The following is an 18,569-nucleotide window of genomic DNA, read 5'->3' on the forward strand; positions in this document are numbered from 1 at the left end:
CCGAGGAATTTATGCCGCTGATTATGCCCTGTGCTCCATCTCTGGCCCGGAGTTCCAAGGGCGAATATTCTTCAACTGATCCTCAAGGGCATTTTCTGCAATCTCAGTGTCATAGGCTATCTGAACCCGCAGCCAGTAGCCGTTGGATAAACCAAGAAGGCGACAGAGCCGCAGATCGGTGTCTGCCGTTATTGAACGCTTACCCACGATAATCTGGCCGATTCGCTGAGCCGGAACCCCAATTTCTTATGCAAGACGGTATTGAGAAATACCCATGGGCTCCATAAATTCCTCTTTCAGCAACTCGCCGGGCGTTACAGCATCAATGTTGCGCATGATTTAGCTCCTAGTGGTAATCAATAATTTCAACGTCTTCCGCACCAGCTTTGGTCCAGCGGAAGCACACCCGAAGCTGCTTGTTGATTCGAATGCGATGCTGACCTCGGCGACCACCTGCCAGCTTCTCGGTATCCTTACACTTGAACAATATGATCATGCATAAAAAATGACTCGATACATTAATAACGTCAAGCGTTAATGCTGGAGCGATCAGGCTTTACGAGATGGCATAACGCCTTTGTACACGGCTAGGGTATGTTATCGATTTTTTTGCGTAAGCGAAAAAAGTGAAAAAGTACCCGAGCCCGTGTTCACAAACTTGTTAGGCGAACCCTCCGTTTGCACCAATATTCTGACCTGTTATCCATGATGCATCCTCACCAACAAGGAATAACACAATACGGGCAATATCTATTGGTTCACCTATACGGCCAAGTGCAGCCATTCCCGCAAGTCGACTTATAACCTCTTGACTTTTACCCTTAGTAAAAAGTTCAGTATTGGTTGGGCCTGGCGAAATTGAATTGACCGTAATTTTTCGTGCCCCGACCTCTTTTGAAAAAACTCTTGTGAGCTGCTCTACAGCCCCCTTTGTTGCACAATATGCTCCATACGTTGGTAGCATTAGGCGGGTTGTGGAGCTGGAAAAATTAATAATACGTCCGTCATCCGCAAGCCGTGAAGCTGCCTCACGGAGTGTATTAAAAGTACCTTTCACATTAACAGAAAATATCTGATCGAAATCATCATCTGTTGTATCTTGAATTGTTTTATACAAAATAGAGCCAGCATTATTAATAAGGATGTCTATTTTTCCAAATTGATTAATCGCTGAATCAAACAGTACCTTAACTTCTTCAGGATTACTGATGTCTGCCTTTATAGCAATAGCATTGCCGCCAATAGCTTTAATATCAGAGACAACTTTATCAGCTGGTTTTGGGTTGCTAGAGTAATTAATAACTACGTCTGCTCCAGCCTCAGCTAGTGTAATTGCTATCTGAGCCCCTATTCCTCGCGACGATCCTGTAATAACAGCAACTTTATTATTTAGTGATTTCATAAATTACCCTAGTTTAACAAGTGGGTAGGACTTAACTCTAATCTATGCGGCGCGGCTTGTCCGCATCCGCATGAGATTCTTGTTATGCAACATTGTAGATCACCGGCGTCTTTCCCTTCCACTCACTCCATACGGCGTCGTCTGTCATCAGCTCAGCCATGAAGTGGCCCACGTTGATTCGACTGGTCTTGCCCGAATTCAATATGGCACTTCTGGTCGGTGAAGGATGTATCTCATATTTCGAAACGACGTCATCATCGATCAGACTGTCGGGGCGAACAGCAACCCATTCGACGCACGCGTCGTCCGAACCAACTTGGCTAAGCAAGTACTTAGCCGCATGCTCGTTGTCCGAATGCGGCGGAACCAACAACCGGATCAAACCGACAACACATCTTTCCACCAACGATACCGATTCCGCCAGATCGTGATTGCGGCAACCTGTCGAGTTCATGAGCACAAATTTCACAGGGCTCTTCGGTGCGTTCGCTTTGATTGCCTTACACAAACGCCGCGTGGCTTCGGTCACCAGCCGTCGAGGCTTTCCATAGACCCCCTTGAAACTCAACGTGTGGCCCAAACACGAGATAACAGCCTCGCACCCGTCCACATGCTGAACAAGTTCCGTATCGCTCAGATCAAGGACCGCAGCGTGCACCACTGACAAACGCTCGTGCGCCCCCAGAGCTTCGATTAATCTCTCGGGAGACCTCACGATCGCACGGACTGACAGTCCACGATCCAGCAACTGCCGCACGAGCAACCGCCCTGTCGCACCGCTTCCTCCAACAACCAAGACTCTCATGTTCCTAGGCCCTCACCTTTTCGAGTACGCATAACGCTGATGGTAACCGGCGCCGGAGCGCGCCTGAGGGAACCAAAAGCGACACGCTTCTGGTGTCCGATTGACCGCTTGGTTATGCATTGTTCGGACTCTGCTCATGATATTGAGTCACCACATCCGGCAAAACTTCCCACGCAGCCTTGGAGCCCACAAAAATGTGCATGCCAATCTCGATTTCCGGGTCACCACTCACGCACCCTAAAGTCACACCATGAACGACTTCATTAAAAATGCCACAAAGCGTAGACCCGCATTTGCTGCAAAACCGAAGCCCAAAGCCATGGCTGCCTACATAGGATGTAAGCAATTCCTCGCCGGATAACCAACTGAACTCAGATGGTTCAACCAATGCATATGCTGACGCCTGGGAGCTGAATGCTTTACGACAGCGGGAGCAGTGGCAAGACCTCGCATCACGAAGCCTGCCATCGACTTGGTAGCTCACCTCACCACAGAAACACTCGCCGGTTATCGGCACGTCACTCTCCTTGGTGCATAACGTCGCCAGCAAGCGCGCCCTTTTTGCGTCGCCTTGGCTGGCCTTGTTAACATTAGACGCGCTCCAGTGCTTGGTAAGGCTCAGCTGGCAACTCAACTTCAATCGAATCGCCTTTTTTAACAACCCCTCCCTGCAGAACGATACCCATAATTCCCGCTTTTCGAATAATCTCACCTGTTTCCGTTCGGTCTAAAACTGCGCTGGTAAGCCCACTCTGATAGTTATCTAGTTGGAGGCATGGGTTTCTTAAACCAGTGATCTGGACCACAGTACTTTCGCCAATTTTCAGTACAGTATCCCTTGGCAACGCCAGAACATCGATTCCTTCAATCAGAATATTCTCTCCTAAACTCGCAGGTCGAACATCAAACCCCTTTTCCTGAAGTTCTTTAAGGAGCTCGGACTGGAGAATATGAACCTGCCTAAGGTTTGGCTGTGTCGGATCTTTTTTAACTCGAGACCGGTGTTTAACGGTAGTTCCGCAGTGCGCATCTCCTTCGACCCCCAGGCCCTTTAGTAGGGTAATAGAGTCACATTCGACCTTTGAGAAGTTGTGTTGATCGTCCCTGCTCACAGCTACAACTATTGCCACAAAAGCTTCCTCGAGTGTTAACGCTGAAATAAGCGGCGGCTTTTACGCAGCGAAGCAGATAAAAAGCCGTCCGGTGGAGGCCCTTCGGGCCAGAACGTATTTGATGCACTTGTTAGGTATTGAATACTGGCCGGAAAAAGGACCGCTCGTAACTCACAATGCAGCCAGTCTCTTTTGCATATTCAAAAGCTGCAATGCACTCAGGATCTTCGAAGGATTTTACTCTGTACTCCTCGTATGCCGCCAAACTAGGAAAGGTGAATAGAGCAAGACCGATATTGTTGGCTCCCTCCGAAGGCAGAAAATAGCCATGGTGCTGGCCGCCAAATTTTTCGACAAGCGGAATCCATAATTTTCCGTAGTGCTCAAATTCTTTCAGTTTATGGGGATTGAGAACATATCTGAGATAACAGGTAACCACTCTACTCTCCTTGTTGATACCTAACGTGCCGGTTAAGGGGCTGCGGCACGCAGTCCCAGAGAGCGAAGCGAACGGTTTGAACCGTTTGTTAGGCGGCAACACGATACTCCATTCGAAGCAGATTATTTTCAGTGCCGACGACGAGATAGCCAAGGCGCTCGTACAATGATTTAGCTGGATTGTCTTTGAATACTTTTAACCGAATTGAGCCAAGGCCTCGACTAGCTGCAATTGATGTTGCTTGAGATATTGCCCAAGTGCCAATGCCTTTGTTGAGATATTTTTCGGATAGATGAATGTCTCGAATGTATAGAGATGAACTGTTGGAGCTTAAGCTCAGAAAGCCCACCTCAGTCTCTGACTTGTAAATGATATAGCTCTCAAGCGTTTTCCATTCTTGCAGGAAATTATCATTGTTCCATTCAATTTCATAGCGCTTGTAGTACGGGCGCATATTAGCTTTAGCAAGTTCACAGGCAAATACTGCGTGATTAATGGTGGCGAGCGATATTAGAAGATCCATCTTTAACGCCTAACCCCGTTTTAAGTGGCAAGAAACAGTTTGCTAAAATGTGAAACGAAGTGGAACCGAGCAAACTGATACGAGTTCGACTTGAAAACCTTGTTATATTTCAACCACCTGACCTGACCAATTGTCATCTAGTTTTTCAGCCACAACTAGAGAGTTTTGATTCTTAGATGCACAAGCAAGTAGTCCAGTATTTGACCATATTGCACTTTTACCTATAGGAGCCCTATTACCTGTTGGTTGATTATGATTAGCCATTGCAACAAGCATGTTATATTTATTAGCATAAGCAGCCATTACAGCTGTATCAGAATTATAGCCACCTTCTGTAATTAACACTCCAGCGATATAAACAGAAGCTCCTAGTTCAGAACAAGTAAGAGCATGGTTTGGATTGTTGGTGTCAGCACAAATAGCATTAGCAATTTTTGTATTCTCAATGGTTATACAATTATGAGTAGTGCCGCGATTAAAAAATGCCTCTTCACCAGAATGCAGGTGGATTTTTTCATAAGTATCTACTGTGCCTAATTGAGAAATGATAATAAGCCCAATCTTTGGCAAACCATCTGACTTCAAAGGGGCGCCAACACCAATTTTTATATTATTTTCCATTGCAGAGTCAATTAAAGGTTTTAACCGACTATCATCAGTCGAGAATGCAAGTTTAGCGGCTAATTCTGGCTCATAACCTGTAAGAGATAATTCAGGAAAGACAATATAGGAAACTCCAATCTGACTTGCTTTTTCTATGGCAAGTAAATGAGTTTTGATATTTTCACCAATATCACCTTTTATAGATGACACTTGAGCTACTGCAATCTTTAAATTTGACACCTAACCGTCCTTGAAATATGACGCTGAAATAAGCAGCGGCCCGACAGGGGCGTCCGGTGGAGGCCGCAAGCCGGAACGAACTTGATTGACTTGTTAACTGATTCAGATCCAAACGTCGTTCTCTGCCGTTTTGCTACCAGCCTCGCCGCCGGTATTCACAACGCCACGTGGCTCGATAAGCAAAATTTTTGCCTCATGTTCCGCATAAGGCTTGTGCTGGATACCTTTCGGGACAACGTACATTTCACCCTCAGACAGATTTACAGACCCATCTCTGAAATCAATTCTCAGACTACCCTCAAGCACGATGAACGTCTCGTCTGTATCCGTGTGATCATGCCAAACGAACTCACCTTGGATTTTAACGACCTTGAATTGGTAGTCATTCATCTCGGCGATGACCTTTGGTGACCATTGCTCAACGAAGAGGCCGAGCTTGTTTTTGAAATTTACCGCCTGATAGCTCATGTGAACCCCTTTTCAGTAACAGTTAACGCCGAAAATAAGCGGCGCGCGTAAGCGCGTTCCGTGGAGGCCCGATAGGGCCACAACGAACTTGATTGACTTGTTGGGCGGCACCACTACTACTCTTCGAGCCTATGAGCGTTGAGACTTGAACCCAAGTAAAAGAGCTGTCCCAATTAGGCCCGCTCCTGAAAATCTCTCAACCCATACCTGTTTTCTGTTGCTTAATTTCGTTGCTATCCAGTTCCCACACTTACCGTAGGTGCTGAGAAATATGCCGTCGATCACGATGTAGGACAAGCCCAGCACAAGAACTTGTGGGAACAAGCTATGAGTAGAACTCAGAAATTGTGGAAATAGAGCGGCAAAGAATACAACTGCCTTAGGATTAGCGGCTGAAGTGATGAACCCACGAGCCCACAGACTTTTCAACGATGCTTTGAAGACAGGTGCGGCTGCGGCACGCGTTGTGAACGATTTAATAATCTGACGCGTGCCGAGCCAAACCAAATAGCTCACGCCCAGCCATTTCACAACGGAGAACCCGTATTTGGAAGCGTTCAAAGCCGCTGCCAATCCGAGCCCTGCCAAGACAATTTGAATGACATTTGCTGTTAAGTCCCCTGCGGCCGTGGCAAGAGACCTTTGAAACCCATTCGACGTACTGACAGAAAGCATGAGCAAATGACTCGGCCCGGGTGTACACATAAACAGCAGTACCGTACCGACATATAGAGCCCATGTTTCAATAGTCATTTTGAGTTCCTACTGGTTGAGTCGGTATTTCATGTTTAATAATCCAATATGAGCATTTTTCGTTTTACCGGAATCATGCATGCCACATCAATGCCGCCCAACGCCCAAAGCAGCGGTGCAAAGCGTCCGCCTGCCTTTGCTTGTTAGGTGCATCGCCAACTAAGCGCATAATCTCCCTCATTAAACGCCTGGTCGGCTCAACAGATAATTGAGTTGTGCACGAACCTCAGGCCATTCGCCCTTGTGCAGACTATACATCACAGTGTCTCGAATGGTGCCGTCGCGGCGAAGTACGTTGCCCCGGATCACACCATCCTTCTTCGCGCCTAGACGCTCGATCGCACGCTGGCTGGCGTAGTTAAAGTTGTCGGTGCGCCAGCCGACTACGTTACAGCCCAACGTGTCGAAAGCGTGCGCCAACAGCAATAGCTTGCAGGTGGTATTGACATGGGTGCGCTGGACACGCTTTGCATACCACGTGTAGCCAATTTCCACTCGTTTTACCGCGGGTAGAATATCGTGGTAACTAGTGGAGCCAAGCACCTCACCGCTAGCCTCTTCGATAACAGCGAATGCCATGCGGTGGCCATCCTCTCGAGCTTGCAGAGCGGTATCAATATATCCGCGCGTCTCGTCGGGTGAAGGCACCGATGTGATGCGCAGGTTCCACAATTCTCCATCCACGGCGGCGGCCCGCAGGCCGGCTTCATGATTGAGTTCGAGCGGCACGAGACTTAAGCCGCGTGCGGTGAGAGTGATCGGTTCAACAAAGATCATGGTGTATTCAAATACCTTTGGTGGTGGTCACGGAGAGCCTAACGTTTGGTTAAGGGGCGGGCTTTAACCCGTCCCAATGAGCGCAGCGAACGGTTTGAACCAGTTGTTAGGCATTTCATTCAGTCGACAACAAATAGCTTTGCACCGATACCTGTGTATGAACGATGTGGTTCAGCATTGTCCGCGACTTGGTAGCTCATGCCGTGTTTGAGAGTGAATTTTCGGCCGTCTTCGAGTTCCGTATGCAACTCACCCTCGATACATAGAAGTATATGCCCTTTGGTGCACCAATGATCAGCTAAGTAGCCAGGTGTGTACTCCACCATACGAACTCTGATATTTCCAAAGTGTTGGGTGTGCCAATAGGCATAACCTGTTTCGCCAGCATGCTCGGTTGGTTTAATACTGGACCAGTCGGTTGTCCCGAAGGGAATATTGGATATTTGCATTAGTAGCCCTGAGTGGTGATTGCCTAACGCCCAAAGCAACCACGCGTCTTTTGGCGTCGGCCGCCTTTGATTGTTAGTTTTGAAGATGAAGCACTTAGTTATCTTGAAACACAGGCTTGCGCTTTTGAAGAAAAGCCATCATTCCTTCCTGACTTTCCGAATTACCTAACGTGTTTAACACCGCTTGTCTTTCCATTCGGAATGATTCATCTTGAGACATATCATCGCCTTTAATAATAACGGGCATAATCTCTCGCATGGCAATCGGCGGCTGGGTTGTCAACTCTAAACCTAATTCAATGGCTCGATTTTTCAATTGATTGTTTTCAACGACCTCATTCACCAAGCCAATACGATAGGCCTCAGGGCCATCTATTTTTTTAGACCGCAGTACCATATCCAATGAATGCATTCGGCCGACCAAGCGCGTTAAACGTGTATTTCCACCCCATGCGGGTACAGTACCCAAGTCCATTTCTGGCAGTCCAATTTTACAGCCTTCTTTAGCTGCTAATCTAAAATGGCATGACATGGGTAATTCTAAGCCACCGCCCAGACAATAACCGAAAAGCGTGGCAATCACCGGTTTTCCTAAAAGCTCAATGGCTGATAACACCCTTAGTCTTTGGTCGAATAGCGCTTCCAATTCATTCGGGTTGGCTAGCTTGGGTCCTAACTCTTTTAAGTTCATGCCAGCAGAAAAGTTTTCCTCCCCTTCCGCTGTAAACAATACGGCTCGAATCGAACTGTCTTTTTTTAACTTGGGTATCAGGGTTTCCAACTCGTCCATAAACTCCAGAGTCATTTTGTTCCATGGCGCATCATTTATTGAAATGATAGCCAAGCCACCCTGCCGAGTATAAAGGAAAGGCTTAATCTCGTTTTAACTCATGGTTTTACCCTGTTTATTATTATTGCTGATACAGTAACTATTATCTTGCCTATAACTTTTATCCAAAAACTAACGCCCGGCTAACCGCGCAAATGTTTGATGGCGGCTTTTTTGCGTTTCTTTGCAAAAAAGATGACAGCGAATATTTGTCCGTTTGAGCCGTTTGTTATGTGATTTTATAAATTCTGCCATATAGCAATTAACCCCATCAAATGGAATACACCAATTACTAAACAAATAGCTGAACTCCAAACCCAAAACGCCAGACTATTTTGTTTTATTTGAGGGTGATCAGATACAAATGGAACAATTATTCCACCTAGACCACGAATTAAATAAATAGCTGTAATTGCTGATAAAGCAGTTTTTAGAAATGGCATACTTGGAAAAAAACCTGCACCAGACCAAGCATAAAAAGCCCATAAAAATAAAATGGTAGCTATAGAAAGAGTAATAACAGTAGGCTTTAAAGAGCCCTTTTCAGCAATCAAGGCCATTGACTCTCCTGCACCAAAAAAACGATACCAACGTGGCCCGCCAATGACTACACCAATATGTAGGCAAGCTGCCAAAAAACTAAATGAGCCAGCGATGATAAGTAGATCAATATTCATGGAAAATGCTCGAGTATTTCATTCACATAACGCTTCGCGTAACCGGCGGCAAAAAGCAGAGCGAGGAAAGAGCGCCGCTTTTTACCGTTGGACTTCCCCCCAATAAGATGGACACGCCCCATCAGTTAATTCCTTCGAACTCTATCGGAGTCCGGTAACCAAGGCCACTGTGCAGCCGTTGGGTATTATAAAATCCCTCAATATAGGCTTTTATATGTTTTCGTAATTGCCGCATTGTCACGAAGCTGGTTGCATGCAGTAATTCTCCCTTGAGGGTCTTGAAGAACGACTCCACCTCCGCATTATCAGTGCACTGGCCGGGGCGATTCATGCTGTGCCGTACCCGGTGTTGATTCAGCAAAGCCTGTGTTTTGTGAGCGCGGTATTCGATGCCACGATCCGTATGGAGCAACAGGTCTGACACTGGTTTCCGGCTAGTGAAAGCCTCGCGGAGTGTGGCTCGGGCAAAGTCTGCACTCAGATTCTCTCCCAGCCGCCAACTGATGATGCGTCGTGAATACAGATCCAGCACTACGGCCAGGAACACATATTTTTCACCCAGCTTTATGTAGGTGACATCACTGCTCCACTGCTGGTTCGTTGAAGCCGGTTTGTCAGCCTCAAGCCGATAATTTGGCAGTGCCTTCAGGTCATCCCTGCGTTTTGTCATACGCCGGTAAACGCGCATTACACGGGCTTTCATGCCCCATTCCCGCATGACTCTCGCGACTCGGTTTTCACCCACAACCAGCCCTTCTCTGCGCAGGGCCTGATAGACACGGGGGCTGCCATAGCGGCCTTTGCTGTCGTTGTAGACTCTTCGGACCTTCAACAACAACTCTGCCTTCTCAGCCGCCCTCTGACTGGGCTTCCTGGTTGCCCAGGCGTAGTATCCCGAACGTGAAACCTTGAGGTGCCGACAAAGCGACTTTACGCCGTGTTCCCGCCGGTGTTTCCAGACGAATCGGAACGCTTCCGTCGTTCCTCTGCCTGAAAACGTTGAAACTTTTTTAAGATGTCGTTTTCCTCCTGAAGCTCCGATATACGGCGTTTAAGGCGGGCAACCTCATCCTGTTCCTGTATCTTCTTTTTGGCGTCTACTGGCGCTTTCTTGACCCGTTTCATGGCGAATTTTCCCTCTCGGTACTCCTTACGCCAGCGTGACAGCATGAAAGGGTGAATATCCAGCGCTTCGGCAACGCTTTTCACACTGCGATGGGCCTGGTGGCTCCATTCCACCGCTTTGACTTTGAACTCAGTGCTGTACCGCTGAGTTTTCTTCCCCGTGATCATCTCCGGCATCGCTTTGCTCCTCTTGCGGAGTTATCGATGCGTGTCCACTAAACCGGGGGAAGTCCACGTCCGAGTTGACGCGATTGTTAGGCAATTTATTTGCCAAACGTTGTTTTCACCCGTTTTGAAACGAGCATGTATGGAACCCATATCAGCGTAACGATGAGCGTGCGTCCAAACTCCTTGACAGTTTCAGCATCGAATACAGGCTCATTGGGAAGCACCAACTTTATTGCTAAAGCATCGATAAGAATAAAAGCCAGAGTAAATAGCAACATACCGATGTACCACTTCGGGAATTCCTTCTTCTTTGAAAAGAATAGGACAGCGACAAATATCCACGCTAAAACTAACCCTCCGTTTATCGCCATTTCTCCAAATAGAATTGGCGCCCAGATTGGGTTGTAAGCTTCGGCTCCTGGTGTAGTTAGCGCTGCCCAAGATCCATTAGAAAACATTTCTGAATAGATTGGAAACACCATGGCGATAACTCGCAGCGGCGAAATGATAATACCTAGCCCCACCAGCACCAGCCAGCCGCCTAGTCCTTCAAGGTTTTTTTCTTCTGCCATGCCTTTCTCCTAATTTCTTAACGCCAAGCGAAGCGGCGGCTGAAAGCCGTCCGCCTTACACGACTGGATATCACTGTCTCAGTCATACTCCGCATTCTGAGACAGATCGTCCGTAATCTCGAACCAGGGAGCCTTGCTGCCCACGAATACGTGGCGCCCTGCTTTTACTCCCGGGTCGGTATCGAGTGTTCCGAGTGGAAAGCCATAGATCTCGGGATTTGCGTCGAATTTTGTGTAGAGGCTAGAACCGCAGTTTGAGCAAAAGCCCTTGTGCTCACCCGGAGAAGATTCGTAGAACTTCATCAACTCCTGACCTTTGACGGTGTGCCAGTCAGAAGATTGAACCTTAGCGCGGGTTCTGAATGCGGAGGCATGCAGCTTCCGGCACATTGAGCAATGACAGTTCAGGACATCGGTCAGCGGACCGTTGATTTCGTATTGAATGCCTCCGCAGAGACAGCTACCCGTGTTCTTCATAAATGCACCTCCTTGTGTGATAACGCTTGGCTTTGCGGCGTGCCGGAGCGCCAGCGTAGGTGCGTCCGACAGCAGCCCTTGGTTAAATGCTTGAATGCGCACTACCATGCGCATAAAGTGAGACTGTGCACTAAATAGCCACTTGGAGGCTCGAATGGGCGAACTCTACAACGCAGCCGCACCGAAAAAAGCTGCGAATCTCTCAGTCAATAGCGATCTGCTGCGTAAGACCCGTGAACTGAACATTAATCTGTCTGCTACCCTGGAGCGAGCACTGAAAGAAGAACTCTCCAAACGCGAAGCAGAACAATGGGTTGAAGAAAACAGCGCTGCAATAAAAAGTTATAACGATTTTGTCGAACAACATGGATGCTTCGGCGACGAATTCAGGGAATTTTGATGGCACAGTTCGATGTATATCCCAACCCAAGCAAAACTAGCAAAGCGCACTACCCTTACCTTGTCGATATACAGAGCAGCCTCCTGAGCGAATTGGCAACTCGAATCGTCATCCCTTTAGGCAAACGCTCCGCCTTTGATGGCGAATCCATGCAAGGACTCACGCCGGGAATCAGCTTTGCCGACCAGGAACTTTTACTGCTAACCCCACAAATTTCCTCTGTGCCAGAAAAGCGTCTCAAAAACCCGGTTGGCTCCCTCTCGCATTTCAGAGACCAGATTGTCGGGACTCTGGACCTTGCTGTCACTGGCATTTAACGCCTAGGTTAAGCCGCCGGACTGGCGCACGAAGCCCACGGTCGGCTTGAACCGTTTGTTAGGTGACAGACTCACGATCGTTGACCCATCGTGAATGCTCCTTCTCACCCACTATCCGTAGGTGCTCAAGCAGTGAATGTCGATCCTCGTATGTCATGCCAGTGGTTGGTATCGGGGCCAAATACCTCATAATGATTTTACCCGGGCGGATTTTCCAGGCCCCGGGCGGCATACATTGTCGGCTGCCCGCTATATAAACTGGGCATAACGGGACCTGGGCACTGATTGCCATGACAACGGGCCCTTTCTTGTAAGGGCTCAGGCTGCCGTCGACACTGCGTTTCCCTTCAGCAGACAAGTAGACCAGGCCGCCATTTGCAGCGTACTTCGCCGCCTTCTCAATCTGGCGTTTTGATTGAGAAGGACTCTGGCGAACAATGACCCAACCGAGAATAAACGAGACCCAGCCGAAGAGTGGAATTAGCGCGTACTCGATGTTCCAGATTGCCTTGACCGGCTTGTCCCAGGCCGCGAACCCTACCGTGGGGTCAATAATGCTCTGTTGTGTCAGCCCGACGATTATCCCGCCCTGCTGCAGCTCCTCGGGCCCGATGTCGTACTGCACTTCGAACGATATGCCAAATATGGACAGAAACGCCTGGTTCCAAGCCCGCACCATGCGCCTGCCTAGCCGGTCGGAAAAAGGGGCAATAACCAATGCGCCCCCCAAAAGAGGCGCCATCAGCGCAAGTACCAGTGCGTACCGAGCAATTTGTGAGGCCGTATCCATGATTGTCACCTACCGTTTGGTTAAGGGGCGGGCTTTAGCCCGGCCCAGTGAGCGCAGCGAACGGTTTGAACCAGTTGTTAGGCATTTCGTTCAGTCGACAACAAATAGCTTTGCACCGATACCTGTGTATGAACGATGTGGTTCAGCATTGTCCGCGACTTGGTAGCTCATGCCGTGTTTGAGAGTGAATTTTCGGTCGTCTTCGAGTTCCGTATGCAACTCACCCTCGATACATAGAAGTATATGCCCTTTGGTGCACCAATGATCAGCTAAGTAGCCAGGTGTGTACTCCACCATACGAACTCTGATATTTCCAAAGTGTTGGGTGTGCCAATAGGCATAACCTGTTTCGCCAGCATGCTCGGTTGGTTTAATACTGGACCAGTCGGTTGTCCCGAAGGGAATATTGGATATTTGCATTAGTAGCCCTGAGTGGTGATTGCCTAACGCCCAAAGCAACCACGCGTCTTTTGGCGTCGGCCGCCTTTGATTGTTAGTTTTGAAGATGAAGCACTTAGTTATCTTGAAATACAGGCTTGCGCTTTTGAAGAAAAGCCATCATTCCTTCCTGACTTTCCGAATTACCTAACGTATTTAACACCGCTTGTCTTTCCATTCGGAATGATTCGTCTTGAGACATATCATCGCCTTTAATAATAACGGGCATAATCTCTCGCATGGCAATCGGCGGCTGGGTTGTCAACTCTAAACCTAATTCAATGGCTCGATTTTTCAATTGATTGTTTTCAACGACCTCATTCACCAAGCCAATACGATAGGCCTCAGGGCCATCTATTTTTTTAGACCGCAGTACCATATCCAATGAATGCATTCGGCCGACCAAGCGCGTTAAACGTGTATTTCCACCCCATGCGGGTACAGTACCCAAGTCCATTTCTGGCAGTCCAATTTTACAGCCTTCTTTAGCTGCTAATCTAAAATGGCATGACATGGGTAATTCTAAGCCACCGCCCAGACAATAACCGAAAAGCGTGGCAATCACCGGTTTTCCTAAAGGCTCAATGGCTGATAACACCCTTAGTCTTTGGTCAAATAGCGCTTCCAATTCATTCGGGTTGGCTAGCTTGGGTCCTAACTCTTTTAAGTTCATGCCAGCAGAAAAGTTTTCCTCCCCTTCCGCTGTAAACAATACGGCTCGAATCGAACTGTCTTCTTTTAACTTGGGGATCAGGGTTTCCAACTCGTCCATAAGCTCCAGAGTCATTTTGTTCCATGGCGCATCATTTATTGAAATGATAGCCAAGCCAACCTGCCAAGTATAAAGGAAAGGCTTAATCTCGTTTTAACTCATGGTTTTACCCTGTTTATTATTATTGCTGATACAGTAACTATTATCTTGCCTATAACTTTTATCCAAAAACTAACGCCAAGCTAAACGGCGAAGTAATGTTGGCGACTTTTGTGCGTGTTTTTGCGCAAAAGGTGCCAACATTACGGAGTCCGATTTGAGCGTCTGGTTAGGTGTTTGATGCTGAATAATCTAGTACCTTTTGTATACTGCTTATAAATTTTGGCAAATGAGTTTGATCTATGTTGAACTCGAATTCGAGACAACTACCATAGCTAGCTTGCGAATAAGCATAACCTTTTACTTCTATATGGCCTTGGCCATCACCAGTTAAACTAAAGCCAAATTGACCTTCCGTAGGTTTCAATTCAGCGACACCACGCAAGGTATCGTAGAGACTGGACAACTGTTTTTGAAACACCCCAATATCCTGAGTCTCAAAGTAGGAGTTTATATGCCCTTCAAAACCATTGACCTTTATCTTTACTGGAGATTGAAACCAACCATCACGACTTACACGACCAATCGGCCCTATGGTGATGTGTTCCCCTCCTTCATTTCCAAGAACGATCATATTTACACCTAACGCCGCCAGCAACTGCCGTAGTGAATTGGGTGCTTTTTTGCGTCTTTTTGCAAAAAAGAAGACAGTTTATGGAGGTCAGATTGACTGGCCTTGTTAAGTTTTTGCCGCATGCACTCCACCTTGCCAAAAGCGAAGGGCTAAAACTGCTGTAACTAGAATAATGCCCGATAAGCCGCTAATTGTAGTTAATATTGCCAGTGGATAAAATAACCATGGCCCTATATTTTTGCTTTGGTAGACAAAATAACCAAGAGTAAAACGCGAAATCAAGAAGGTTAGTTCAACAGCCAAAACGCCGGTAAACCACAGAGCGCCATTGCCAGGTGACGCCCAGGTTTCCCAGCCTTGCTGTGTCTCTGAAATACTCGAAACTTTAAGTACGAGCAAGACCAAGCCAATCAGTATTAAAACTCCACCAATTCCTTTTTGTATCATTGCTCGATTCATAATTTAGAAACTTAACGCCTCACTAAGAGGCAAATAATAGTTGGTTAAAATAAGCGACGAAGGAGCAAAAACCAACTGTTATTTGTCCTTTTGAGTGACTTGTTATAACTTTTATACGCGATCTGCTGGATGATTAACGCCGTCATATGTTGGAATATTTTCTAGTTCTAGAGGATTAATACCTTCTAAGCAAGCAACATTAAAACCATATTGATGTGGATTTGAACGCCTTTGATGGTGAGTATAAATACCACACTTAGAACAAAAATAGTGTTTAGCTGTATGAGTATTAAATTGATACAAGCTTAATGAGTCTTCGCCTTTTGTTATTTTTATTCCATCTAAAGATACCGACGCTGCAATTGCGCCACGTCTACGACACATTGAGCAATCACATCGACGAGGATCAACCAACCCATTTGGTAATGACAATTCGAATTGTACTGCTCCACAATGACATGACGCTTTGTGAATTGGTTGAATATCCATATTTTTATACTCCTGAACCCGAGAAAGTTATAACGCCCCAAGCAGGAGATTTTATGAGTGTTTTTCAGCGAGTAAAATTCCCGCTGACTTGGTTTGTTATACGCAATTAGCATTAATGCTCACCATATTGCAAAGCCCAGAAAAAGTAACCCATTAACACGAACAAACAACCAAATGGGATAATAAACAATGACCATTTTTGTGCTTGGTTAAACTTATACGGCAACACCGCAAGCGCTGAAAATGCCAAAGAAGTAACAATTAATAGCGGTACAACTACCAGCGAAAAAAAGTAACCAAAAATTGATGCGACTGTATCACCAGTAAAAGTAGCGTGATAGAAGGAGAGAACAATTGATACTGCACATACAACGACAACTAAGATCAAAAACCCTAATCTGCTCATCACTTCCCTATTGCGTATAACAGCAACTAGACCGCTTTCCGCGATACTGTGAAAAAGTGCGTTCCCGATAGTGCCACTTCTTCATCATAGTTCACGGTATCAAGTCCCTATTTTAACAACAGGTTAGCTTAGTTGTGGCTAATCCACCACGTAATCGCTTGACTTCTTGATTTCACACACACAATAATACTGTACATATATACAGCAACAGAAAGAGGTACGCCAACATGGACGGCATACAACCTCAACCGCGCCTTCGTGATCAGGTTCGCGCGGTCATTCGGGTTAATCGTTATAGTATTCGTACGGAAAAATTCTATTGGTACTGGATTCGATTTTTCATCCGTTTTCACCAGATGAAACATCCCAGAGATATGGGTCCCAAAGAGGTGAATGAGTTTCTGACCTGGCTAGCGGTTACACGTAACGTAGCAGCCGCCACCCAGGCACAGGCTTTAAACGCTGTGGTGTTTCTTTACGCCAAGGTGCTGGATATACCTCTCGGGGAAATCGGTTCTGTTATTCACTCCAAAAAGCCAAAGCGCCTGCCCGTCGTGCTCTCCCATGACGAAGCTATGGTGATTATCGAAAAGCTTAAAGGTCCCTATCGTCTTTTAGCATCGCTGATGTACGGTTCCGGCTTGCGAGTAACCGAAGCATGCCGTTTGCGGGTAAAGGATATTGATTTCAGTAACCAGGTCATCATTGTTAGGGACGGCAAAGGCGCAAAAGACAGGACAACCCTTATGCCGGGCACGCTGATTTCGGAGCTGCAAAGGCAAATCGGTGCTGTTCAGAAATCATGGAAAGAAAAAGACCTTACTCATCAAACACCGGTAAGCCTTCCATTTGCACTTGCCCGCAAGTATCCCAAAGCGGATATGTCACTGGACTGGCAATGGTTGTTTACTTCGCAAAGCCTGACTAAAAACGACTTCGGAAAGGTGGTTCGCCATCACATTCACACCAGTTCTGTCCAGAAAGCGGCAAAGGTGGCCGTTTCAACAACCGGCATTGGCAAACCTGCAGGCTGTCACACTTTCCGGCATTCCTTTGCCACCGAGCTGCTAAAGCGCGGTAACGACATTCGCACGGTTCAGGATTTGCTTGGCCATGCTGATTTGCGTACCACCCAGATCTACACACATGTTCTTGGGCAGGGTTTTGCAGGCGTTCGTAGCCCGTTGGGTTGAGTGGTTAGTCGCCCTTTGGGTCTTCGCGGTTTTGGCTATTCGATTGATAGGGGACAGATTTGGAATCTGTCCCCTTGTTCCTTGTTCTATTCTCTTAGTGCGTCTTCTTGGTACGCCTTACCACTCCAACTGGGCGCCCGTCTGGTATTCAATCACTCGCGTTTCAAAGAAGTTCTTTTCTTTGCGCATGGTGGCTTGCTCTTCCAACCAGGGTGATACGTTTTTGGCACCCGGGAAGGGCTCGGGCAGGTTTACGGTGCGGGCACGGCGGTTGGCTACGAAGCGGAACTGTTCGATGTGGTATTCCGCGGAGTAGCCCAGGATCGGGTCGCGCAGAATGTAGTTGGCGTAGGCCCTTTCGGCAGCTTCGGATTCGTCCCACATCTCGCGCACGGCTTTGGGGTCGAAGCTGATGTTTTCTTCTTCCAGGATCTGGTTAACCACTTTCAGGCCAAAGGAGAAGTGCATGGCTTCGTCGCGCAGGATGTACTGGAACTGTTCGCCGGTGCCACGCATCAGGCCGCGGCGTTGCAGGGCGAAGATGGGGCTGAAGCCGTTGTAGAACCAGCAGCCTTCAAACACGGCGGCAAAGAACAAATACGACATGATGAATTCTTGCAGGTCATCTTTGTTGCGCAGGTTGATGTCGGAGCGCATGGCGGCGTTCAGGCGGCGGTTGGCCATCTGGATTTTGCCATTGATTTGCGGCACGACACGGTAGCGGTTGTAGATTTCGCCCTGGTCCAGGTTCAAGGTTTCAATGCAGTGCTGGTATGTCCAGGTGTGCACGGCTTCTTCGTAAACCTGGCGCGCCTGGTAAATCTGCAGTTCGGGCGCGGTCATTTTTTCCATCACCGCCAGGCCGATGTTGCGCATGGCCAGTATGTCGGAGGTGGTCAGGTAGGCCAGTACGTTTTCAAACACGTGCTTTTCTGCCGGGTTCAGGCGGTGGTGGTAGTCGTGAACGTCTTGCGACATGTTCACGTCTAACGGCGTCCAGTGGTTTTTGTTGGCGTTCATGAAGTATTCCCAGGCCCAGGGGTACTTAAATGGGGCTAGCTGGTTTACGTCGGTGTTGCCGTTGATCACGCGTTTATCGTCAACGTTTACCGGAGCCACGCTGCTGTTGAGAACAATCTTACTTTCGGGTTTTTTGTCTTCGTCCCAGTTCAACATGGTTTGTTCCTTTGAATACGGGAACAGACTTGAAGTC

The 18,569-nt window shown here is 47.5% G+C and carries 29 protein-coding genes and 1 pseudogene; 3 read left to right on the top strand and 27 right to left on the bottom strand.

The window, feature by feature from the left end; genetic code table 11:
- Nucleotides 1–21 precede the first annotated feature (21 nt).
- The 19 genes and pseudogenes from ABA45_RS17750 to ABA45_RS17830 form a co-directional block, all read right to left on the bottom strand.
- A complete protein-coding gene (locus tag ABA45_RS17750; protein ID WP_227506257.1) occupies nucleotides 22–243 on the bottom strand; it encodes a HigA family addiction module antitoxin in 222 nt (73 codons plus the stop codon).
- Between the two features lie 3 nt (nucleotides 244–246).
- Nucleotides 247–336, bottom strand: a complete 90-nt coding sequence (locus tag ABA45_RS19850; protein ID WP_406564639.1) for a helix-turn-helix transcriptional regulator — start codon at nucleotides 334–336, stop codon at nucleotides 247–249.
- 10 nt (nucleotides 337–346) lie between these two features.
- Nucleotides 347–466, bottom strand: a pseudogene (locus tag ABA45_RS19875) (type II toxin-antitoxin system RelE/ParE family toxin); the annotation flags it as partial.
- Nucleotides 467–661: 195 nt separating this feature from the next.
- Nucleotides 662–1,402 carry a glucose 1-dehydrogenase gene (locus tag ABA45_RS17760; protein ID WP_048388388.1) on the bottom strand — a complete coding sequence of 247 codons (741 nt, stop codon included), beginning with the start codon at nucleotides 1,400–1,402 and terminating at the stop codon, nucleotides 662–664.
- A gap of 82 nt (nucleotides 1,403–1,484) precedes the next feature.
- Nucleotides 1,485–2,207, bottom strand: a complete 723-nt coding sequence (locus ABA45_RS17765) for an NAD(P)-dependent oxidoreductase (protein WP_048388389.1) — start codon at nucleotides 2,205–2,207, stop codon at nucleotides 1,485–1,487.
- Nucleotides 2,208–2,319: 112 nt separating this feature from the next.
- Entirely contained in the window at nucleotides 2,320–2,724 is a 405-nt protein-coding gene (locus ABA45_RS18765; protein WP_084708385.1) for a GFA family protein, read from the bottom strand.
- Between the two features lie 73 nt (nucleotides 2,725–2,797).
- Nucleotides 2,798–3,337 carry an MOSC domain-containing protein gene (locus tag ABA45_RS17770; RefSeq protein WP_048388391.1) on the bottom strand — a complete coding sequence of 180 codons (540 nt, stop codon included), beginning with the start codon at nucleotides 3,335–3,337 and terminating at the stop codon, nucleotides 2,798–2,800.
- Nucleotides 3,338–3,449: 112 nt separating this feature from the next.
- Nucleotides 3,450–3,758 carry an NIPSNAP family protein gene (locus ABA45_RS17775; protein WP_048388392.1) on the bottom strand — a complete coding sequence of 103 codons (309 nt, stop codon included), beginning with the start codon at nucleotides 3,756–3,758 and terminating at the stop codon, nucleotides 3,450–3,452.
- Nucleotides 3,759–3,846: 88 nt separating this feature from the next.
- Nucleotides 3,847–4,281, bottom strand: a complete 435-nt coding sequence (locus tag ABA45_RS17780) for a GNAT family N-acetyltransferase (RefSeq protein WP_048388393.1) — start codon at nucleotides 4,279–4,281, stop codon at nucleotides 3,847–3,849.
- 102 nt (nucleotides 4,282–4,383) lie between these two features.
- Nucleotides 4,384–5,124 (bottom strand): carbon-nitrogen hydrolase family protein, encoded by a 741-nt coding sequence (locus ABA45_RS17785; protein ID WP_048388395.1) that lies wholly within the window; start codon nucleotides 5,122–5,124, stop codon nucleotides 4,384–4,386.
- Between the two features lie 102 nt (nucleotides 5,125–5,226).
- Nucleotides 5,227–5,592, bottom strand: a complete 366-nt coding sequence (locus ABA45_RS17790) for a cupin domain-containing protein (RefSeq protein WP_048388397.1) — start codon at nucleotides 5,590–5,592, stop codon at nucleotides 5,227–5,229.
- Nucleotides 5,593–5,721: 129 nt separating this feature from the next.
- Nucleotides 5,722–6,345, bottom strand: coding sequence for a LysE family translocator (locus ABA45_RS17795; protein WP_048388399.1), 624 nt, complete (start codon nucleotides 6,343–6,345; stop codon nucleotides 5,722–5,724).
- Nucleotides 6,346–6,525: 180 nt separating this feature from the next.
- Nucleotides 6,526–7,122, bottom strand: a complete 597-nt coding sequence (locus tag ABA45_RS17800; protein ID WP_048388401.1) for a GNAT family N-acetyltransferase — start codon at nucleotides 7,120–7,122, stop codon at nucleotides 6,526–6,528.
- Nucleotides 7,123–7,241: 119 nt separating this feature from the next.
- Nucleotides 7,242–7,571, bottom strand: coding sequence for a DHCW motif cupin fold protein (locus ABA45_RS17805; RefSeq protein WP_048388403.1), 330 nt, complete (start codon nucleotides 7,569–7,571; stop codon nucleotides 7,242–7,244).
- A gap of 94 nt (nucleotides 7,572–7,665) precedes the next feature.
- The gene (locus tag ABA45_RS17810; protein ID WP_198147011.1) at nucleotides 7,666–8,415 is read right to left on the bottom strand and encodes an enoyl-CoA hydratase/isomerase family protein; all 750 of its coding nucleotides are present in this window, start codon (nucleotides 8,413–8,415) and stop codon (nucleotides 7,666–7,668) included.
- A 224-nt stretch (nucleotides 8,416–8,639) separates the two neighbouring features.
- The gene (locus ABA45_RS18770) at nucleotides 8,640–9,077 is read right to left on the bottom strand and encodes a hypothetical protein (RefSeq protein ID WP_084708386.1); all 438 of its coding nucleotides are present in this window, start codon (nucleotides 9,075–9,077) and stop codon (nucleotides 8,640–8,642) included.
- Nucleotides 9,078–9,198: 121 nt separating this feature from the next.
- A protein-coding gene (locus ABA45_RS17815; RefSeq protein WP_157035569.1) for an IS3 family transposase occupies nucleotides 9,199–10,379 on the bottom strand; the annotation gives its coding sequence in 2 pieces (ribosomal slippage) (nucleotides 9,199–10,080 and nucleotides 10,083–10,379; 1,179 coding nt in all).
- 86 nt (nucleotides 10,380–10,465) lie between these two features.
- The gene (locus ABA45_RS17825) at nucleotides 10,466–10,942 is read right to left on the bottom strand and encodes a DUF2569 domain-containing protein (RefSeq protein WP_048388417.1); all 477 of its coding nucleotides are present in this window, start codon (nucleotides 10,940–10,942) and stop codon (nucleotides 10,466–10,468) included.
- A 78-nt stretch (nucleotides 10,943–11,020) separates the two neighbouring features.
- On the bottom strand, nucleotides 11,021–11,419 hold the full coding sequence (locus ABA45_RS17830) for a GFA family protein (protein WP_048388420.1): 399 nt from the start codon (nucleotides 11,417–11,419) through the stop codon (nucleotides 11,021–11,023).
- A gap of 154 nt (nucleotides 11,420–11,573) precedes the next feature.
- Here ABA45_RS17830 and ABA45_RS17835 point away from each other — a divergent pair, with 154 nt between their 5' ends.
- Nucleotides 11,574–11,819, top strand: a complete 246-nt coding sequence (locus ABA45_RS17835) for a type II toxin-antitoxin system CcdA family antitoxin (protein WP_048388421.1) — start codon at nucleotides 11,574–11,576, stop codon at nucleotides 11,817–11,819.
- The gene (locus tag ABA45_RS17840; RefSeq protein WP_048388422.1) at nucleotides 11,819–12,136 is read left to right on the top strand and encodes a CcdB family protein; all 318 of its coding nucleotides are present in this window, start codon (nucleotides 11,819–11,821) and stop codon (nucleotides 12,134–12,136) included. Before ABA45_RS17835 ends, ABA45_RS17840 begins: the two co-directional genes overlap by 1 nt.
- Nucleotides 12,137–12,194: 58 nt before the next feature.
- Here ABA45_RS17840 and ABA45_RS17845 read toward each other — a convergent pair whose 3' ends face one another.
- The 7 genes from ABA45_RS17845 to ABA45_RS19010 all read right to left on the bottom strand — a co-directional run bounded on the left by ABA45_RS17845 (nucleotide 12,195) and on the right by ABA45_RS19010 (nucleotide 16,163).
- The gene (locus ABA45_RS17845; RefSeq protein WP_048388423.1) at nucleotides 12,195–12,926 is read right to left on the bottom strand and encodes a lysophospholipid acyltransferase family protein; all 732 of its coding nucleotides are present in this window, start codon (nucleotides 12,924–12,926) and stop codon (nucleotides 12,195–12,197) included.
- 90 nt (nucleotides 12,927–13,016) lie between these two features.
- Nucleotides 13,017–13,346, bottom strand: a complete 330-nt coding sequence (locus ABA45_RS17850; RefSeq protein WP_048388425.1) for a DHCW motif cupin fold protein — start codon at nucleotides 13,344–13,346, stop codon at nucleotides 13,017–13,019.
- A 94-nt stretch (nucleotides 13,347–13,440) separates the two neighbouring features.
- Nucleotides 13,441–14,190 carry an enoyl-CoA hydratase/isomerase family protein gene (locus tag ABA45_RS17855; RefSeq protein ID WP_198147013.1) on the bottom strand — a complete coding sequence of 250 codons (750 nt, stop codon included), beginning with the start codon at nucleotides 14,188–14,190 and terminating at the stop codon, nucleotides 13,441–13,443.
- 214 nt (nucleotides 14,191–14,404) lie between these two features.
- The gene (locus ABA45_RS17860) at nucleotides 14,405–14,809 is read right to left on the bottom strand and encodes a WapI family immunity protein (protein ID WP_048388429.1); all 405 of its coding nucleotides are present in this window, start codon (nucleotides 14,807–14,809) and stop codon (nucleotides 14,405–14,407) included.
- A 105-nt stretch (nucleotides 14,810–14,914) separates the two neighbouring features.
- Complete coding sequence (locus ABA45_RS17865; RefSeq protein ID WP_157035570.1) at nucleotides 14,915–15,268, bottom strand: hypothetical protein; 354 nt, start codon at nucleotides 15,266–15,268, stop codon at nucleotides 14,915–14,917.
- Between the two features lie 111 nt (nucleotides 15,269–15,379).
- On the bottom strand, nucleotides 15,380–15,757 hold the full coding sequence (locus ABA45_RS18775; RefSeq protein WP_084708387.1) for a GFA family protein: 378 nt from the start codon (nucleotides 15,755–15,757) through the stop codon (nucleotides 15,380–15,382).
- A 112-nt stretch (nucleotides 15,758–15,869) separates the two neighbouring features.
- Nucleotides 15,870–16,163: a hypothetical protein gene (locus tag ABA45_RS19010; RefSeq protein WP_157035571.1), complete on the bottom strand. Its 294-nt coding sequence runs from the start codon at nucleotides 16,161–16,163 to the stop codon at nucleotides 15,870–15,872.
- Between the two features lie 227 nt (nucleotides 16,164–16,390).
- On the opposite strand from ABA45_RS19010, the gene ABA45_RS17875 reads away from it, so the two are divergent.
- Nucleotides 16,391–17,356, top strand: a complete 966-nt coding sequence (locus tag ABA45_RS17875; protein ID WP_048388433.1) for an integron integrase — start codon at nucleotides 16,391–16,393, stop codon at nucleotides 17,354–17,356.
- A 117-nt stretch (nucleotides 17,357–17,473) separates the two neighbouring features.
- Here ABA45_RS17875 and ABA45_RS17880 read toward each other — a convergent pair whose 3' ends face one another.
- Nucleotides 17,474–18,532 (bottom strand): ribonucleotide-diphosphate reductase subunit beta, encoded by a 1,059-nt coding sequence (locus ABA45_RS17880; protein ID WP_048388435.1) that lies wholly within the window; start codon nucleotides 18,530–18,532, stop codon nucleotides 17,474–17,476.
- Nucleotides 18,533–18,569 lie beyond the last annotated feature (37 nt).

It is taken from the genome of Marinobacter psychrophilus, assembly GCF_001043175.1.
GTDB classification, from domain to species: Bacteria; Pseudomonadota; Gammaproteobacteria; order Pseudomonadales; family Oleiphilaceae; genus Marinobacter; species Marinobacter psychrophilus.

What these genes read in the sequence shown, in the direction of transcription:
- ABA45_RS17835 (WP_048388421.1), top strand. Translation starts at nt 11,574, where the DNA reads ATGGGCGAACTCTACAACGCAGCCGCACCGAAAAAAGCTGCGAATCTC.
- ABA45_RS17800 (WP_048388401.1), bottom strand. Translation starts at nt 7,122, where the DNA reads ATGATCTTTGTTGAACCGATCACTCTCACCGCACGCGGCTTAAGTCTC.
- ABA45_RS18775 (WP_084708387.1), bottom strand. Translation starts at nt 15,757, where the DNA reads ATGGATATTCAACCAATTCACAAAGCGTCATGTCATTGTGGAGCAGTA.
- ABA45_RS17825 (WP_048388417.1), bottom strand. Translation starts at nt 10,942, where the DNA reads ATGGCAGAAGAAAAAAACCTTGAAGGACTAGGCGGCTGGCTGGTGCTG.
- ABA45_RS17860 (WP_048388429.1), bottom strand. Translation starts at nt 14,809, where the DNA reads ATGATCGTTCTTGGAAATGAAGGAGGGGAACACATCACCATAGGGCCG.
- ABA45_RS17790 (WP_048388397.1), bottom strand. Translation starts at nt 5,592, where the DNA reads ATGAGCTATCAGGCGGTAAATTTCAAAAACAAGCTCGGCCTCTTCGTT.
- ABA45_RS17840 (WP_048388422.1), top strand. Translation starts at nt 11,819, where the DNA reads ATGGCACAGTTCGATGTATATCCCAACCCAAGCAAAACTAGCAAAGCG.
- ABA45_RS17875 (WP_048388433.1), top strand. Translation starts at nt 16,391, where the DNA reads ATGGACGGCATACAACCTCAACCGCGCCTTCGTGATCAGGTTCGCGCG.
- ABA45_RS18770 (WP_084708386.1), bottom strand. Translation starts at nt 9,077, where the DNA reads ATGAATATTGATCTACTTATCATCGCTGGCTCATTTAGTTTTTTGGCA.
- ABA45_RS17865 (WP_157035570.1), bottom strand. Translation starts at nt 15,268, where the DNA reads ATGAATCGAGCAATGATACAAAAAGGAATTGGTGGAGTTTTAATACTG.
- ABA45_RS17850 (WP_048388425.1), bottom strand. Translation starts at nt 13,346, where the DNA reads ATGCAAATATCCAATATTCCCTTCGGGACAACCGACTGGTCCAGTATT.
- ABA45_RS17795 (WP_048388399.1), bottom strand. Translation starts at nt 6,345, where the DNA reads ATGACTATTGAAACATGGGCTCTATATGTCGGTACGGTACTGCTGTTT.
- ABA45_RS17805 (WP_048388403.1), bottom strand. Translation starts at nt 7,571, where the DNA reads ATGCAAATATCCAATATTCCCTTCGGGACAACCGACTGGTCCAGTATT.
- ABA45_RS19010 (WP_157035571.1), bottom strand. Translation starts at nt 16,163, where the DNA reads ATGAGCAGATTAGGGTTTTTGATCTTAGTTGTCGTTGTATGTGCAGTA.
- ABA45_RS17845 (WP_048388423.1), bottom strand. Translation starts at nt 12,926, where the DNA reads ATGGATACGGCCTCACAAATTGCTCGGTACGCACTGGTACTTGCGCTG.
- ABA45_RS17880 (WP_048388435.1), bottom strand. Translation starts at nt 18,532, where the DNA reads ATGTTGAACTGGGACGAAGACAAAAAACCCGAAAGTAAGATTGTTCTC.
- ABA45_RS19850 (WP_406564639.1), bottom strand. Translation starts at nt 336, where the DNA reads ATGCGCAACATTGATGCTGTAACGCCCGGCGAGTTGCTGAAAGAGGAA.
- ABA45_RS17830 (WP_048388420.1), bottom strand. Translation starts at nt 11,419, where the DNA reads ATGAAGAACACGGGTAGCTGTCTCTGCGGAGGCATTCAATACGAAATC.
- ABA45_RS17780 (WP_048388393.1), bottom strand. Translation starts at nt 4,281, where the DNA reads ATGGATCTTCTAATATCGCTCGCCACCATTAATCACGCAGTATTTGCC.
- ABA45_RS17765 (WP_048388389.1), bottom strand. Translation starts at nt 2,207, where the DNA reads ATGAGAGTCTTGGTTGTTGGAGGAAGCGGTGCGACAGGGCGGTTGCTC.
- ABA45_RS17760 (WP_048388388.1), bottom strand. Translation starts at nt 1,402, where the DNA reads ATGAAATCACTAAATAATAAAGTTGCTGTTATTACAGGATCGTCGCGA.